Source organism: Lysinibacillus sp. VIII_CA, from assembly GCF_049943995.1.
Taxonomy (GTDB): Bacteria; Bacillota; Bacilli; order Bacillales_A; family Planococcaceae; genus Lysinibacillus; species Lysinibacillus pinottii.
Genome location: NZ_JBNFXM010000021.1, coordinates 26,369 through 41,117, shown reverse-complemented (window position 1 = coordinate 41,117; position 14,749 = coordinate 26,369). Strand labels below are relative to the sequence as shown.

The following is a 14,749-nucleotide window of genomic DNA, read 5'->3' as shown; positions in this document are numbered from 1 at the left end:
TGCTACGTTGTGTAATGATAATCTTTAATCCTTCAAATCACCATTGGTCATCGTACCTTGGTCGAATTTATCAAGCAATGACTTATCGATTTTCTTTTTATCAACTGATTGTTTAATGTAGTCACGTACTGCTGCCTTAGTTGTTTCATTAGTGAATAACATTTTATCAACATCCTTTGCGATTAAGTGAACAAAGCCTTTTACAAAAGAACATTACGTAAAAATGGCAAAGTGAAGCTAGTTGGTTTATCGACTAGATTACAAAAATTATTTGAAATTACTGAACTAAGTGTTTGGGGATTTCGAAACTATAAAAAGGTGGGATTAAGATAATGAAGAAATTTGACTATATTGAAATTAGGGTTCCTGCTAAACCGCAATTTGTCAGTGTTATTCGGTTAACTGTTTCTGGTTTAGCAAGCCGGATTGACTTTAATTATAATGATATCGAAGACTTAAAAATTGCTGCAAGTGAGGCTGTCACTAATGTCGTCCATCACGCTTATAAAAAAGATGGAGAAGGTGAAATCGTCATCGGATGTGCGTTATACGACAATAAAATAGAATTGATGATTGCTGACTACGGCGATGGTTTTAATTTCGAGGAAATTAAGACTAAGATTAGACCGTACCATCCTGAAGAAAATATTGCTGGGCTAAGAGAAGGTGGGTTAGGACTTTATTTAATGGAAACTTTGATGGATGAGGTGATGATCAATAACGATGGTGGCGTAACTGTCTTTATGACAAAGTATATCACTAGGGAGCATGTGGAAAAAAATGTTGAAAGAGTCACTACATAAATCTTCTCCCAAGGAAGATTTATTAAAGTGGGTTGAATTGTACAAGTCAACAGCTTAATGAGGCTGATACTGATAAATAATGCGTAGAGAGAAAATAGAGGATCACTATAAGTAACTCGTTTGATTTTAAATTAAGGATTTATAATACTTTGTACAATAATGAAGGCGGAATGCTTAGGAGTGATTCCCTTTATTTACAGTCTTGCTATAATGACAATTGTTATTTAGTGAGCCCCTATACACACTTAGTTAAAGAAAACTTGAAATAGATATTGTGCAGTATAAAGAAAAAATAAAATCCCTTTAAAAAAAAGCAGTGATTTATAGCTTTAAATGATTTAATCCCTAAAAAGAAGTTAATAATGTCAATAGTTCTTTTTTAGAAGGGAGTTAAATTTTGAACGTCTTTTATTTAACAATAGAAATTGTTATTGGTTTTTTTCTGTTATTCATTCTTGTGAAAATCGTGGGGAAGAAAATAATAAATCAAGTATCTCCTTTTACATTCATAGCTGCTATAGTACTTGGAGAATTATTAGGTAATGCTCTTTATGATGAAAAAGTAGGAGTTCTTTACATTATTTACTCTATGGTATTATGGGCATTACTTTTGTTAATTGTTGAAATTTTAGGTCAGAAATTTCTAAAGCTGCGTCTAATATTTGAAGGAAAACCATCTGTTTTAATACGAGATGGAGTTATAAATAGGGAACAGTTGAAAAAAAATAGGATGAATATTAATCAACTTCAAAGTCTATTGCGTCAATCCGAAACATTTTCTATACGAGAAGTAGCTTATTGTTATTTAGAATCCAATGGTTCTATTAGTATATTGAAGAAATCACCTTATCAAAAAACTACAAGAGAAGATTTTAATAAACCATTAAAAAAAGTGCATGTTCCAGTTACCATAATTAGAGACGGTAAATTGTTAGTCAATGAATTAAGGGATATTGGGAAAAATGAGGAATGGTTGAAGGTTCAACTTAAGACCCAAAACATAATGGATATTAGAGATGTTTTTATAGCTGAATGGTTAGAAAATGATGGATTGTTTGTCCAAACCTTTAGTTAAATTTAAATATATTTTCTACTATATCTTTTTATCAAGTTGTAAAAGACCTAAGAAATATATGGTTAAAATAAAAATTAGTAGGTGAAAAAATGGGTAATTATGTAAATTGTAAAATGTGGACTGTTTGCATGATTCAAAAAGAAGATAAGGTTTTACTACTTGATAGACAACATGATCATTTCAAAGGGTTTATTCCACCTGGTGGAAAAGTTGAATTTCCAGAAAGTATTGTGGAAAGTGCAATTAGAGAAGTAAAAGAAGAAACGGGTTTAGAAGTAAATAACCTTATCTTTAAACGTCTCTATGAATATGTAAATCCAGTTACTATGGATAGATATATGATTTTTAACTACATCACAAAAGATTTCAAAGGAGAATTACTTGAAGATGCACCAGAAGGAAAGGCCATTTGAGTAAATATAAATGAAGCAGATAGCCTTCCGATGCAGGAATCTATTCGAAGAAGATTCCCTTTATTCTTTAAAGAAGGGACATTTGAAATACAAGTTGAATGGAATCATGCAGAAAATAAAGAGGGAAAAGTTACAATAAAGAAGACTTAACTAACGAGTGTGATTGTTCAATTGAACCGTAGCTTTTCACTATTGTCCAGGTTAGTTCGATACATATATAAATTAGTTGGTTAAAGAAAGGTCAAATTTATTTTAAGGTTATTTTTGGGAGGAGATAAGCAATGAGGGCACCTTATCAAGTTTTGGTATTTCCTTATACAATCACTGACAATTCCGTTGAATATGCAATTTTTAAGAGAAGTGATTATGGGTATTGGCAGGGGTTAGCTGGTGGTGGAGAAGAGGGTGAGACTCCTATTGAATCAGCTAAAAGAGAAGCATTTGAAGAGGCTGGCATTACCAGAGATCATCCATATATTGAATTAGATTCTATGTCTTCACTACCAGTAGAAGATGTAGTTGGGAATTTCCTTTGGGGAGAAGACGTTTATGTATTAAAAGAATTTTCTTTTGGTGTTAAAGTTCCTACAAAAGATATATCTTTATCCAAAGAGCACCTTCACTATAAATGGTTATGTTTTGAAGAGGCAGTAACGCTTTTGAAATGGGATAGCAATAAAACGGCGTTATGGGAATTGAACAAAAGGTTATTACATCGGTTAAACACCAATCAAAAGTTTGTGAAAGAGTATATTTAGGCTAACCGGTGCTTTACTTGAAGAACACGTAGTTGCATAGGCAGCTAATTTTTTTAATTAACGAGCCTATTATTGAATACCATTCTTGTATGACTTTTCGGGAAGTAAAAACGAAGGATTTTTAATTCACTCAAAAAACAAGCCTGCTCAAATTAACGCATAAGCAGGCTTGTTTTTAATTTAATTAAAAGTGGTTATAAAGATTTCAGTTTTCTGTTGTTTTATTCTATTGACTCTAGATAACGATAAAGTGTTGATTTACTAATACCTGTTTCATTCTTAATATCCAGTAATGTGCTATTTCCAGACTGATACATCTCAATTGCCTTTTTTACATTTTCATCTGACTTCTTAGGTCTCCCAATTGACTTTCCTTTTGCTTTCGCTTCAGCCATTCCCAAAGTAGTTGATTGCTTTATGATATCACTTTGAAATGTTAAAAAGAATTGTAAAACTTGTCCTAGTTGCATTTCAAGAATTTGTTTGGACGTAATATTTTCCTCCATAAAATGAATTGTTACTTGATCTCTTTTACAAATTTTTAGTAAGTCTTCTAAATGCCTAGTTGTATCTGCGATGCTAAAGAAACGAAGTACCTGAATGGTATCGTCTTTTTCTATGGTCATGAGTAATTCTTCAAGAACTAATCGCTTTTTCGCACGACCATGATTTTCAGTAAATAGATGGTCACAATTCTTTAAAGCAGCAGTTTGAATTTGCATATCCTCATCATTATATAAGGGTCGTTGATAACCGTAAATCATATAATTTCACTCCATTTTAGTTCCACAAAGGTTCCTTTTTGGGAAAAGTGTGCTATGATATTTTCAAAGATTATATTGTAGTCAAGAAGGAGAATATCATGCAAAGTTTAAAGCAACAATGGTTTGGTAATGTGCGTGGTGACATCTTGTCAGGGATTGTCGTCGCCTTAGCACTTATACCAGAAGCAATAGCCTTTTCTATTATTGCTGGTGTCGATCCAATGGTCGGACTTTATGCGTCCTTTTCTATTGCTGTTATTATAGCATTTGTTGGGGGAAGACCGGGAATGATTTCTGCCGCAACAGGAGCAATGGCACTCGTGATTGCAGATTTGGTGACAGACCATGGGTTACAATATTTATTAGCAACAACAATTTTAACAGGAATTATTCAAGTTTTATTTGGTGTAGTTGGAATTGCTAAGCTCATGCGTTTTATACCGAATTCCGTCATGATTGGATTTGTTAATGCACTAGCAATCTTAATTTTCATGGCTCAAGTACCACACTTTTTACGGGAAGGGTATATAACGTATATATTTATCGTGGTCACATTATGTATCGTTTACATTTTACCTCGATTCATTAAAGCAATACCTGCACCGTTAATTGCGATTATCCTGTTAACGGCTGTAACATTCATTTTTAATTTTGAACTAAAAACGATAGGAGATTTAGGTGCGATTTCACAGAGCTTACCGCATTTTTTCATTCCAGACGTACCATTCAATTTTGAAACGTTAGCGATTATTTTCCCTTACGCACTAGCATTAGCGCTTGTTGGATTAATGGAATCACTAATGACCGCACAAATTGTTGATGATATGACGGATACAAAATCCAATAAAAATATCGAGGCACGTGGACAAGGAATTGCAAACATCGTTAATGGTTTCTTTGGAGGTATGGCGGGATGTGCAATGATCGGACAGTCGATGATTAACGTAAAATCAGGTGGACGAGGACGCCTATCAACACTTGTGGCTGGGATGTTCCTAATGTTCTTAATCCTAGTACTTGGCAACATCGTGATCGATATTCCAATGCCAGTACTTGTTGGGATTATGATCATGGTAAGTATCGGTACATTTGATTGGGGATCGTTTAAGTATATTGTCAAAGCACCTAAAAGTGAGGCATTCGTTATGCTCGCAACGGTAGCTGTAGTTGTCTATACAGATAACTTGGCGATTGGAGTAGTATTAGGGGTAATTTTAAGTTCATTATTCTTTGTCGCAACGATTTCAAAGGTACGAATACATCAAGATAACGGTACATTTATTGTAGAAGGTCCTTTATTCTTTGCCTCTACACAAAAATTTGTCCAAACACTTGAAGCAGTTAAGGCTGATATCGTTACAATCGACTTAACAAGTAGCCATTTATGGGATGAATCAGCAGTTGGTGCAGTCGTAAAAGTCGTCACGAAGTTAGAAGAGCAGGGGAAAACAGTCAAAGTCATTGGCATGAACCCAGCGAGTGAAAAATTATATAACCAATTATTAAATGTAAGTGTATCACATTAAGGGGGATACATTATGTATAAGCATATTTTATTGGCTGTTGATGGTTCTGAGAATTCAGTGCGTGCCGCAAAAGAGGCAGTCAAAATTGCTTCTGAGAATTCATTGATTGAAATGGTGTATGTGGCAGATTTTGAAAAGGCAAAAACAGAAGTGTTACATGCTGCATCTAGTGATAGTTTACTATTAGAACGTAAACGAAAGGTAGCACCAGTAGAAGAAGTTTTAAGAGTTGCTGGTAGTAATACAAAATTAACGATTTTACATGGTACACCTGGTCCTAAAATTGTAAAGTACGCAAATGAAAAGCAAGTTGATCTAGTTATCATTGGTAGCCGAGGCTTAAATACATTACAAGAGATGGTGTTAGGAAGTGTAAGCCATAAAGTTATGAAACATGTTCATTGCCCAGCGTTAATTGTGAAATAGTGAGGTCTATTAATCCCAATACAAGGGAAGGAGAAAACTTCTGATGCGTAAATATGATACGCCTTTGGCTATTTTCTTTGCTCTATGCTCCACCTGTTTACTGATTGCATTTATATTTAATCACGATTTACTTGATTGGGCTTTTGCAAGACATCATAATCAGTTTTCTTGGTATATTAGACCTATATTTATAATTCCTTTTTGTTTTTTTGCCTTCAAAAGGAGCCTTGCCGGAATCTCCTTTACTCTGTTCTGCATTTTCACATCCATGTTTTGGTTCCCTGAACCGACTACTGTAGATACAATAGTGCAAGAATTTCTTCAATATGAAGTCGATTATTTAACTGGGGATTGGGAATTGGGTAAAATTTTGCTTACATTAATGGTACCACTATCTTTAACCCTCTTAGCTCTTGCTTTCTGGCAACGAAACATTTGGTTCGGCTTCTCGATTATGGCCTTTATAGCAATAGGGAAAGTAGGATGGAGTATCCTATTTGTAGGGAACTCTGGCAAATCTATAATTATTCCAGCAACATTTGGTCTTATAGTATGTATGGTATTTGTTTATCTCGGAATTACACGAAGTAAGAGGCAATAACCTTGTAAAGAAATAGAAGGGATGTATGTTGCGTAAACGACAATGCGAGAAACGAAGCAATATCTTATTGATGTTTTTAACGATGATATGGTTAGCGTAATAGAAAATTCAATTGTAAAAAAATAAGTGAAATTTGAATAAAAAATATTTATTATTATACTGTAAATGGCGCAATCCTTTCTTCTGGAATGCGTCTTTCTTCGTCTAAAAGTCAAATTTAGAAAGCAAATTATAAATGTTGTGCAACTAACGGGTGTGATTGTTCAATAGAAGCGAAGATTTCCACTAATGTCCAGGTTAGTTCAATGCATATATAATTCCAAAAAATAAATAATAAAGGAAGTAAGGTCACTTTCTGGTATAATTATGTATTTGAGATAATTAGGAGGTATATATGAAGACAAATATTTTAAATATACAAGAGGAAGCAAAAAAAATTGTAGAAAAAGTTGCTTATATTTATCAATATCATACAAGAGAGGATTTTATAGGTTTAATTGTTCACGGTTCCGTTGTAAAAGGTGGCATTATTCCAGGTTCAAGCGATATTGATTTTCATCTTTATTGAAACGGCTTTTGAAAAACAAGGTATACTGCCATTGGAATTATATCTAAAAATTCATCGAGACTTAAGCAAAATTGATATAAAACCATTTAGGTATATTCAATGTGATGCATTAACAGATAAATTGCCAGAGGGATTTATTGGTCCAGTTCCTGGCACTTATCAAATTGTGGCTGGAAGGCTACCAGTAGAGGAAGCATCAAATGGACAATTGAAGCAAACGGCATTACAATCATTAAATGATTTAACTGATGTTCCTAAGTATTTTTCTACACTATTAGACCACGGAAAAGAGAGACTAACGAGAGTTGTACGTTTACTCAATACACAAGTTTCCCCAACCATTTATCACGTCCTCACTTTAATACATCAAGATGCCATTGCAATATGGCAGATGCCAAAAAATAAGGCAATACACATATTACCCGAAGAAATGAAAAAATTTGCAATTCAATTTTATGAATGTGCTAAAAGGTATTACCCTGATGAAATATCGGTTAATGATGCTTTAGGTATGATTGAAAATGGCGCAAAGTTCTTCGAAAGTGTAAATTTCTGGTTCAAACGAAACGAAAGTAAGATTATAAGTCAATGTTTTTCCACAAACGGGCGCCTTAATTGAAAAGGATAGCAAAACCCCGAAGCAACAATCTTTGAGAGAACTGTCTATACAATTAAAGGAAGCAGTTTAGTTTTATATTTTTGGGATTTAAAGATATAAGGAGGAAAAGGCATGCAAATACTGTTAATTCGCCACTGAGAATGTGAAGCAGATATTTTAAACGTACATGAAGGGAGAGTTTTGAGAATGGAGAGACATTCATAGAATTTCGAATGAGAATAGAAACGATATTTTCAAAGATTGTGATAGGAGATACATATGAAAGTATAGCGATTGTTGCTCATGGTGGAGTAATTAATAATATATTACGTGCTTTTTACCAAATGCCAATCAATATGGATTATTATTTTAAAATTGGAGATACGGGAATTAGCCTAATTGAACTTACTGAAAAGGAAAAGGTAAGTCACATTCTAAATGATACGAATCATTTAGATAATAGGATAACTTTCTTAAAAATCTTGTTCCACTTTTTAAGAAACCTATTTAATCAATAGAATTCCACCGTTAATTTTAAAACGGTGGACTTTATAACGAAATTAAGGTTACAGGATACTTTTATTCAAATATTATTTCAACGCTACCGGAGGAGATTTATTTGCGGACAGATATAGATAATTGGGAATCAATCACCACAACAGAAATTAATAAGCTCTTTTCTATTATTCCGATTAAATGGGGTATTGGAGGGGGATGGGCTTTAGATTTATATTTAGGCGAACAGTCAAGGGCACATGAGGATATTGATGTAATAATACTTCGAGAGGAACAATTGACCGCCTATAATCATTTGTCAAGTGATTGGATGTTATACAAAGCAGAGAATGGGAAACTTGTTCCTTGGCAAGAAGGTGAGTTTTTAAAAACCACAAATGATATCTGGGTTACAAAAAGCAGTAGTTCTCCCTGGGCTTTTCAAATTATGTTAGTAGAGACAGAGCAACAATCCTGGATTTACAGGAGAGAAAAATCTATTCGAAGAAGATTAGAGGATATATTTTTAAGAACAGATGATGAGATACCTTACCTGAGACCCGAAATTCAACTCCTTTATAAAGGTGGTAGCTCAAAGGTTAGAGAAAAAGATTTTAAAGATTTACAAATTATGCTTCCACATTTACTGCCTGAACAAAGGGATTGGTTAAAAATGACTTTGAAAAGACAATTTCCAACTGGTCATTCGTGGCTTGACTATATCTAAGAGTGAAATGTGATTGAAAACAGAAGTTATTATTAATTCCGAAAATTAGGAATCTTATTCAACAATCGGCCGCTTTCCGTAATAAGGAAAGCGTCTTTATTCATAGAAAGGGCCAGATTGTGCAATAAATATAGCTAATAGATGCATTCGGAAATTTTCTTTAAACAGTAATCATTGCTACTTTGATAATATTTCTTATTTTTACGGATAAACATACAACTAATTTTCAATGAAAGACGTTTCTAAAACAATTGCATATGATAATACGATGAATCTGTGAAGGGAATGATTAAATGTATTATCAATCTAACGGGTATCCATATCAAACCCCTTATTATGGAAATGCATCAATGCATCATTATATGGAATACCCGAATTACTGGACATACCCTTATGGGGCAACTCCTGCAAATCAATTAAATCCTTATCATGCTACCAATGGTAATAATGAAATAATGTTAAAAGATTATGGGGCTAACCCATTTGTCATTAATATTAACGAGGCGTCAAAGAAAAACAATACGTATCGTTCAGCTTTATGGACAGGAAAGCATTTACAGCTAACATTAATGAGTCTAAATCCAGGAGAAGATATTGGACTAGAAATGCATCCTAATGTCAATCAATTCTTACGTATAGAGCAGGGTCAAGGGGTAACTCAAATGGGCGAGAGTAAAGATAATTTAACCTTTAAAAGAAATGTCCATGATGATTTTTCCATTTTTATCCCTGCCGGAACATGGCATAACTTAACAAATACAGGAAGTATTCCACTAAAACTGTATTCAATCTATTCCCCGCCTAACCATCCGTTTGGAACCGTTCACCCTACTAAAGCTGCAGCAACGGCTGGAGAAAAGGGTAACAATAACAGTAATGGAAATACCGTTATTTCTGGCAAGACTCCAGATGAATGGGTGCGGTACACGGAATTCTTGGTAAATGAAGGATTAGAGGATGTTCAAAGAGGAATAAATCCAACACACATTCTTCAGGAATTTATTCTTATGGGGGTTCTAGTAGGAAAAGGATATTCTCCAGAAAAGGCATATGAGACAGTGGAAGAATGGGAACGGACAGGGGAATCTAAACTTCTACAACAAAGCAAAAATATGTAGAAAAACTTTTAAAGATAATGGATACAGATATCATTCAATTAAGACACTCATGTAGAAATGGGTGTTTTTTTGTTATAGGGCCATAATTTGAATAAAATACAATAATTAAATAGTACGCGCTAATTCTAATGAATTTGTTTTAAGAGAGTTGAAATAAGAAATTTTCAAATTGGGCAAATTTCTGTTGCAATTCAAAACATTAAAACATAGTATAAGAATATAGTTATATACATATTAATTCACCTTTCCTTAACGAGGTGATTTTATATAAATTGATATATAAGCAAATAATTATATAAGGAGCTCAGATAAATGGAAAACACACTAATTGAAAAACAACTAAAAGCAGCAGCTGATTTAAATCGTATTAAATTACTTGCATGCATGAAAAATGGGGAGGTATGTGTGTGTGATTTGGTGGATGTGCTAGGAATATCACAACCAGCCGTTAGTCAGCATCTACGAAAATTAAAGGAGGCAGGCATTATTACGGAACGAAAAGTAGGGACTTGGAAACATTACCGTTTAGTAGAGGAACAAACGCCACTGATGAAGGGGATTTTAGAACAAATTCAGCCTTTAAACGGGTGCAACTGTGGCACAGATTGCTGCCATGTAGGGGGAAATACAAATGAGTAATGAATCATTAACCAAACAGCTTTCTTTTTTAGATCGTTACCTTACCCTTTGGATATTCGTTGCGATGGGAATAGGTGTTGTATTAAGTATCACCATGCCTAATGTTGGTGAAGCGTTAGAGTCCATGTCTATTGGCACAACGTCTATACCGATTGCTATCGGGTTAATTGTCATGATGTATCCCCCATTAGCAAAAGTAAAGTATGAAGAAATGTGGCGCGTGTTTAAGGATTGGAAAGTGCTATTACTATCACTTTTACAAAACTGGTTACTAGGCCCGTTCCTCATGTTCTTTTTAGCGATTATCTTTTTACATGATTACCCAGAATATATGGCTGGACTCATTATGATTGGCTTAGCTCGATGTATTGCCATGGTGATTGTGTGGAATGATTTAGCGCGTGGAGACCGTGAATATGTAGCTGGTTTAGTTGCATTTAACTCTATTTTTCAAATTTTAACATATTCTATTTTTGCTTACTTTTTCTTAAATGTATTACCTGGTTGGTTTGGTCTAGAGAATTTCCATGTATCTATTTCTATGTGGGAGATTACAAAGAGCGTTCTAATTTACTTAGGAATACCATTTGCTGCAGGGTTCCTCACACGATGGGTAGGGATTAAAACAAAAGGAAAACAGTGGTATGAGGAAAAGTTCTTACCGAAAATTTCACCACTGACTCTAATTGCACTGCTGTTCACGATTGTGATGATGTTTGCTTTAAAGGGAGAGCAATTAGTAGAACTGCCACTTGATGTAGTGCGGATTGCTATTCCATTATTTATTTACTTTGTGATCATGTTTACTGTGTCATTCTTCTCTTCCCGTAAAGTTGGGGCATCTTATCCTGTCACAGCAGCTCTTTCTTTTACAGCTGCAAGTAACAACTTCGAGCTAGCGATCGCCGTGGCAGTTGGCGTGTTTGGCCTTCACAGTGGCGTGGCATTTGCTGCTGTTATTGGTCCACTTGTAGAAGTACCTGTTCTCATCGGACTTGTATGGGTTGCCTTACGTTGGCAGAAAAAATACTTTAAAACCATTAAATTATAAGGAGCAATTACTATGACAAATACACTTTATTTCTTATGTACAGGAAACTCATGTCGAAGCCAGATGGCTGAAGGATGGGCAAAGAAATTACTCCCTACCAATTGGACAGTTAAAAGTGCTGGTATTGAAGCTCATGGCGTAAATCCGAATGCTATTAAAGCGATGGCGGAGGTAGGGGTTGATATTTCAAATCATACATCCGATTTAATTGATTTTGAGACATTAAACAACGCCACATTAGTTGTCACTTTATGTGGGGATGCAGCTGATAAATGCCCAATGACACCTCCTAACGTTCGTCGTGAGCATTGGGGATTTGAAGATCCAGCGAAAGCGACAGGTACTGATGAAGAGAAGTGGGCTGTATTCCAAAATGTTCGTGATGCAATTGGTAAACGCATTGAACAATTTGTAGCTGAGGAGCTGAAATAAATTGAAAAAAATTCATATCTATGAGCCAGCAATGTGCTGTTCTACAGGCTTATGTGGACCCTCTATAGACCCAGAATTATTGCGTATGTCATTTATTATGAATAATTTAAAGAAAACAAACATAGAAGCAAAAAGATTTAATCTTACAAACGAGCCAAATGCTTTTGTAGAAAACGAAGCAATCAATCAACTATTAATGTCAGAAGGAATGGAAGCCTTGCCTGCAACATTTGTGGATGGAGAATTACTTTGCAAAGGGGTCTATCCAACAAATGAACAATTTTCACAGTGGTCAGGACTTTCAGAAGACGAATTACTAAAAAAGCCAAAAGTACGCTTGTCACTAAAAGGAGATGCGTAAGATGGAACGCTTTACAAGAAGTCATTTCCCAGACACCCCATTCCTGTTTTTTACGGGGAAAGGGGGCGTTGGGAAAACATCGGTTGCGTGTAGCCTATCAATAGCCATTGCAAAGGAAAGGAAAAAGGTACTTTTAATTAGTACAGACCCCGCATCCAACTTACAAGATATTTTTGGCCAAACGCTTTCTAATAGTCCAACAAAAATTGAAGGCATAGACAATTTATTTGCAATAAATTTGGACCCTGAACAGGCGGCACAGCATTACAAAGAGCAAATGGTTGGTCCGTACCGTGGAAAACTACCTGATGTGGTATTACAAAATATGGAGGAGCAACTTTCTGGTGCTTGCACAGTAGAAATTGCTGCTTTTAATGAATTTGCAACACTATTAACTGATACTTCAGTCATTGGAAATTTTGACACAGTCGTGTTTGATACAGCGCCAACAGGGCATACGTTACGATTATTACAACTGCCTTCTGCATGGTCTACGTTTCTAGATGATAACACGACTGGTACCTCATGTTTAGGTCCTTTAAAAGGGCTAGAACAGCAACGAGAAGTCTATAAAGAGGCAGTTGAACGTTTAAAGAATGCTAATCAAACAACGTTAATGTTAGTGACACGTCCTGAAGAAAACCCTTTAAAGGAAGCAGCACGTGCTTCTCAGGAGCTGTTTGAAATCGGTATTCAAAATCAGACATTACTAATTAATGGATATATGAGTAATGTCTACTCTACTGATGATATTGAAGAGGCTTTCATTGCGCATCAAGCTGATGCATTAGCAAGAATTCCTGATGAACTAAATCGATTTGAGCATTTCTACTTACCATTTGTACCATACTCATTATCAAGTATTGAGCGTCTGCAAGCATGGATGACTGACCAAGAAGTTGTATATGAAGATGAATCAAATGAAGAAACTAAGATTCCTGAGATAGAAGAAATGATTGCGGATTATTTAGAACGTAAGCCGAAACTCATTTTTACGATGGGTAAAGGTGGGGTTGGAAAAACAACGGTGGCTTCTTATATTGCATTACGATTAGCGGAAGAGGGTACTCATGTACATTTAACTACAACAGATCCTGCCGCACATCTCAATTGGACATTCGGTGATGACAACGTTAAAAATTTAACGATAAGTCGTATTGATCCAAAAGCAGAAGTGGCAAACTATGAAGCAGAAGTGCTTGCAAAGGCAAGTGAAACGATGAATGAGGAAGGTTTAGCATTTGTGAAAGAGGATTTGGCTTCTCCTTGTACAGAGGAAATAGCTGTATTCAGAGCATTTGCTAACGTGGTAGAAAATCATCAAGATGAAGTCATTATTATTGATACCGCACCAACAGGGCATACGTTGCTTTTACTAGACGCAACAGAAGCTTATCATCGGGAAATAAGCCGTTCACAAGGGGATATTCCTCCAGCTGTTTCTAACCTGTTACCAAGGTTGCGTGATGCCTCTTATACGAGTGTTGCCATTGTAACTCTTCCTGAAGCAACACCTGTTTATGAAGCTTCGCGCTTACAAGAAGATTTACACCGTGCTGGATTATCTGTTGATTGGTGGGTTGTTAATCAGACATTTTCATCTATCTATACAACAAGTCCAACATTAATTCAAAAACAACAAGCTGAAACAAAATGGCTAAAAGAAGTTAGATCCATCAGCAATAATCAATTTGTGGCCATTCCATGGGTAAAAACGCCACCGGTTGGAACACAGGGCTTACATGAATTAAAAGGAGAGAATAACAAATGAAAATGAGTCCAGAAGGTAAAAATTATTTAGAACAGGTATTAGCTGATTCAGAGGTTAAAACGCTTCGTTTCTTTGGTATTGCAGGCTGCTGTGGAGTTAATTTAGGTGTAGGCTTAGAAGCACCAGCAGAAGAAGATGCAATTCAAACAATTGAAGGTATCGAAGTCGCAATTCATCCTGATATTGCACCGCAATTAACAGATGTTACGATCCATGCAGAAGAAGAGAATGGTGAACTAGGTTTAGTATTAGTTGGATACTCACCAACATCTTGCTAACGAGTGATCCTGATCCTAAATATACTGTCTGTCGTAACAATTATTCAATCCGTTGAATGGAGGATACAATAATGACAGTAAATCATGCTAGCGTATTAACTAAAGATTATTTTATCGCTTATTTAAAGTTAATTATGAATAGTAGAGAATACACATTGATACAGGCTAAAGAGTTTGCTTTTGATTTCTTCTTTAAAGGAGATATGGATCGTTACGGCACTTCTACATGGTTGCAATTTGAAAAAGCTATAATAGAAATTGATAAAATCATGTGTGAAATTGAAGTGTGTTAATACTATCACAAAAGCTTAATAAAATACGTCTAGCTAACTGCTAGACGTAAAA

Annotated in this window: 19 protein-coding genes and 2 pseudogenes; 19 read left to right on the top strand and 2 right to left on the bottom strand. The window is 35.1% G+C overall.

Annotated elements, in window-relative coordinates; all coding sequences use genetic code 11:
* Positions 1-24 precede the first annotated feature (24 nt).
* A complete protein-coding gene (locus ACP3VS_RS20285) occupies positions 25-162 on the bottom strand; it encodes a hypothetical protein (protein ID WP_012294238.1) in 138 nt (45 codons plus the stop codon).
* A gap of 170 nt (positions 163-332) precedes the next feature.
* On the opposite strand from ACP3VS_RS20285, the gene rsbW reads away from it, so the two are divergent.
* From rsbW to ACP3VS_RS20265, 4 genes and pseudogenes are all read left to right on the top strand, one after another.
* Positions 333-803, top strand: a complete 471-nt coding sequence (gene rsbW / locus ACP3VS_RS20280; RefSeq protein WP_197224029.1) for an anti-sigma B factor RsbW — start codon at positions 333-335, stop codon at positions 801-803.
* Positions 804-1,200: 397 nt separating this feature from the next.
* Positions 1,201-1,878 carry a YetF domain-containing protein gene (locus ACP3VS_RS20275; protein ID WP_426389770.1) on the top strand — a complete coding sequence of 226 codons (678 nt, stop codon included), beginning with the start codon at positions 1,201-1,203 and terminating at the stop codon, positions 1,876-1,878.
* An 89-nt stretch (positions 1,879-1,967) separates the two neighbouring features.
* Positions 1,968-2,441, top strand: a pseudogene (locus tag ACP3VS_RS20270) (8-oxo-dGTP diphosphatase).
* Positions 2,442-2,572: 131 nt separating this feature from the next.
* Positions 2,573-3,049: an NUDIX hydrolase gene (locus tag ACP3VS_RS20265; protein ID WP_197224027.1), complete on the top strand. Its 477-nt coding sequence runs from the start codon at positions 2,573-2,575 to the stop codon at positions 3,047-3,049.
* A gap of 221 nt (positions 3,050-3,270) precedes the next feature.
* Here the strand turns inward: ACP3VS_RS20265 and ACP3VS_RS20260 are convergent, their stop codons facing one another.
* The gene (locus ACP3VS_RS20260) at positions 3,271-3,813 is read right to left on the bottom strand and encodes a recombinase family protein (protein ID WP_036215928.1); all 543 of its coding nucleotides are present in this window, start codon (positions 3,811-3,813) and stop codon (positions 3,271-3,273) included.
* A gap of 95 nt (positions 3,814-3,908) precedes the next feature.
* Between ACP3VS_RS20260 and ACP3VS_RS20255 the strand changes: the two genes are divergently transcribed.
* The 15 genes and pseudogenes from ACP3VS_RS20255 (at position 3,909) to ACP3VS_RS20185 (ending at position 14,697) form a co-directional block, all read left to right on the top strand.
* Positions 3,909-5,339, top strand: coding sequence for a SulP family inorganic anion transporter (locus tag ACP3VS_RS20255; RefSeq protein WP_426389789.1), 1,431 nt, complete (start codon positions 3,909-3,911; stop codon positions 5,337-5,339).
* 12 nt (positions 5,340-5,351) lie between these two features.
* On the top strand, positions 5,352-5,765 hold the full coding sequence (locus tag ACP3VS_RS20250; protein WP_036215934.1) for a universal stress protein: 414 nt from the start codon (positions 5,352-5,354) through the stop codon (positions 5,763-5,765).
* A gap of 43 nt (positions 5,766-5,808) precedes the next feature.
* Positions 5,809-6,366: a hypothetical protein gene (locus ACP3VS_RS20245; RefSeq protein WP_197224026.1), complete on the top strand. Its 558-nt coding sequence runs from the start codon at positions 5,809-5,811 to the stop codon at positions 6,364-6,366.
* A gap of 394 nt (positions 6,367-6,760) precedes the next feature.
* Positions 6,761-6,934 (top strand): hypothetical protein, encoded by a 174-nt coding sequence (locus ACP3VS_RS20240; protein ID WP_426389767.1) that lies wholly within the window; start codon positions 6,761-6,763, stop codon positions 6,932-6,934.
* Positions 6,915-7,553 (top strand): hypothetical protein, encoded by a 639-nt coding sequence (locus tag ACP3VS_RS20235; RefSeq protein WP_426389765.1) that lies wholly within the window; start codon positions 6,915-6,917, stop codon positions 7,551-7,553. Before ACP3VS_RS20240 ends, ACP3VS_RS20235 begins: the two co-directional genes overlap by 20 nt.
* A 173-nt stretch (positions 7,554-7,726) precedes the next feature.
* Positions 7,727-8,050, top strand: a pseudogene (locus ACP3VS_RS20230) (histidine phosphatase family protein); the annotation flags it as partial.
* Positions 8,051-8,151: 101 nt separating this feature from the next.
* Positions 8,152-8,754 carry a nucleotidyltransferase domain-containing protein gene (locus ACP3VS_RS20225; RefSeq protein WP_426389763.1) on the top strand — a complete coding sequence of 201 codons (603 nt, stop codon included), beginning with the start codon at positions 8,152-8,154 and terminating at the stop codon, positions 8,752-8,754.
* Between the two features lie 293 nt (positions 8,755-9,047).
* Positions 9,048-9,872: a cupin domain-containing protein gene (locus tag ACP3VS_RS20220; RefSeq protein WP_426389761.1), complete on the top strand. Its 825-nt coding sequence runs from the start codon at positions 9,048-9,050 to the stop codon at positions 9,870-9,872.
* A 312-nt stretch (positions 9,873-10,184) separates the two neighbouring features.
* Entirely contained in the window at positions 10,185-10,511 is a 327-nt protein-coding gene (locus ACP3VS_RS20215) for an ArsR/SmtB family transcription factor (protein WP_012294252.1), read from the top strand.
* Positions 10,504-11,562, top strand: coding sequence for an ACR3 family arsenite efflux transporter (gene arsB / locus ACP3VS_RS20210; protein ID WP_426389759.1), 1,059 nt, complete (start codon positions 10,504-10,506; stop codon positions 11,560-11,562). The genes ACP3VS_RS20215 and arsB overlap by 8 nt, the downstream gene beginning before the upstream one ends.
* 12 nt (positions 11,563-11,574) lie before the next feature.
* Entirely contained in the window at positions 11,575-11,994 is a 420-nt protein-coding gene (gene arsC, locus ACP3VS_RS20205) for an arsenate reductase (thioredoxin) (RefSeq protein ID WP_036161510.1), read from the top strand.
* Between the two features lies 1 nt (position 11,995).
* A complete protein-coding gene (arsD, locus tag ACP3VS_RS20200) occupies positions 11,996-12,355 on the top strand; it encodes an arsenite efflux transporter metallochaperone ArsD (RefSeq protein ID WP_426389756.1) in 360 nt (119 codons plus the stop codon).
* Position 12,356: 1 nt separating this feature from the next.
* Positions 12,357-14,126 (top strand): arsenical pump-driving ATPase, encoded by a 1,770-nt coding sequence (gene arsA / locus ACP3VS_RS20195; protein WP_426389755.1) that lies wholly within the window; start codon positions 12,357-12,359, stop codon positions 14,124-14,126.
* The gene (locus tag ACP3VS_RS20190) at positions 14,123-14,404 is read left to right on the top strand and encodes a Fe-S cluster assembly protein HesB (RefSeq protein ID WP_036124835.1); all 282 of its coding nucleotides are present in this window, start codon (positions 14,123-14,125) and stop codon (positions 14,402-14,404) included. Before arsA ends, ACP3VS_RS20190 begins: the two co-directional genes overlap by 4 nt.
* Before the next feature lie 71 nt (positions 14,405-14,475).
* The gene (locus tag ACP3VS_RS20185; RefSeq protein WP_197224022.1) at positions 14,476-14,697 is read left to right on the top strand and encodes a hypothetical protein; all 222 of its coding nucleotides are present in this window, start codon (positions 14,476-14,478) and stop codon (positions 14,695-14,697) included.
* Positions 14,698-14,749 lie beyond the last annotated feature (52 nt).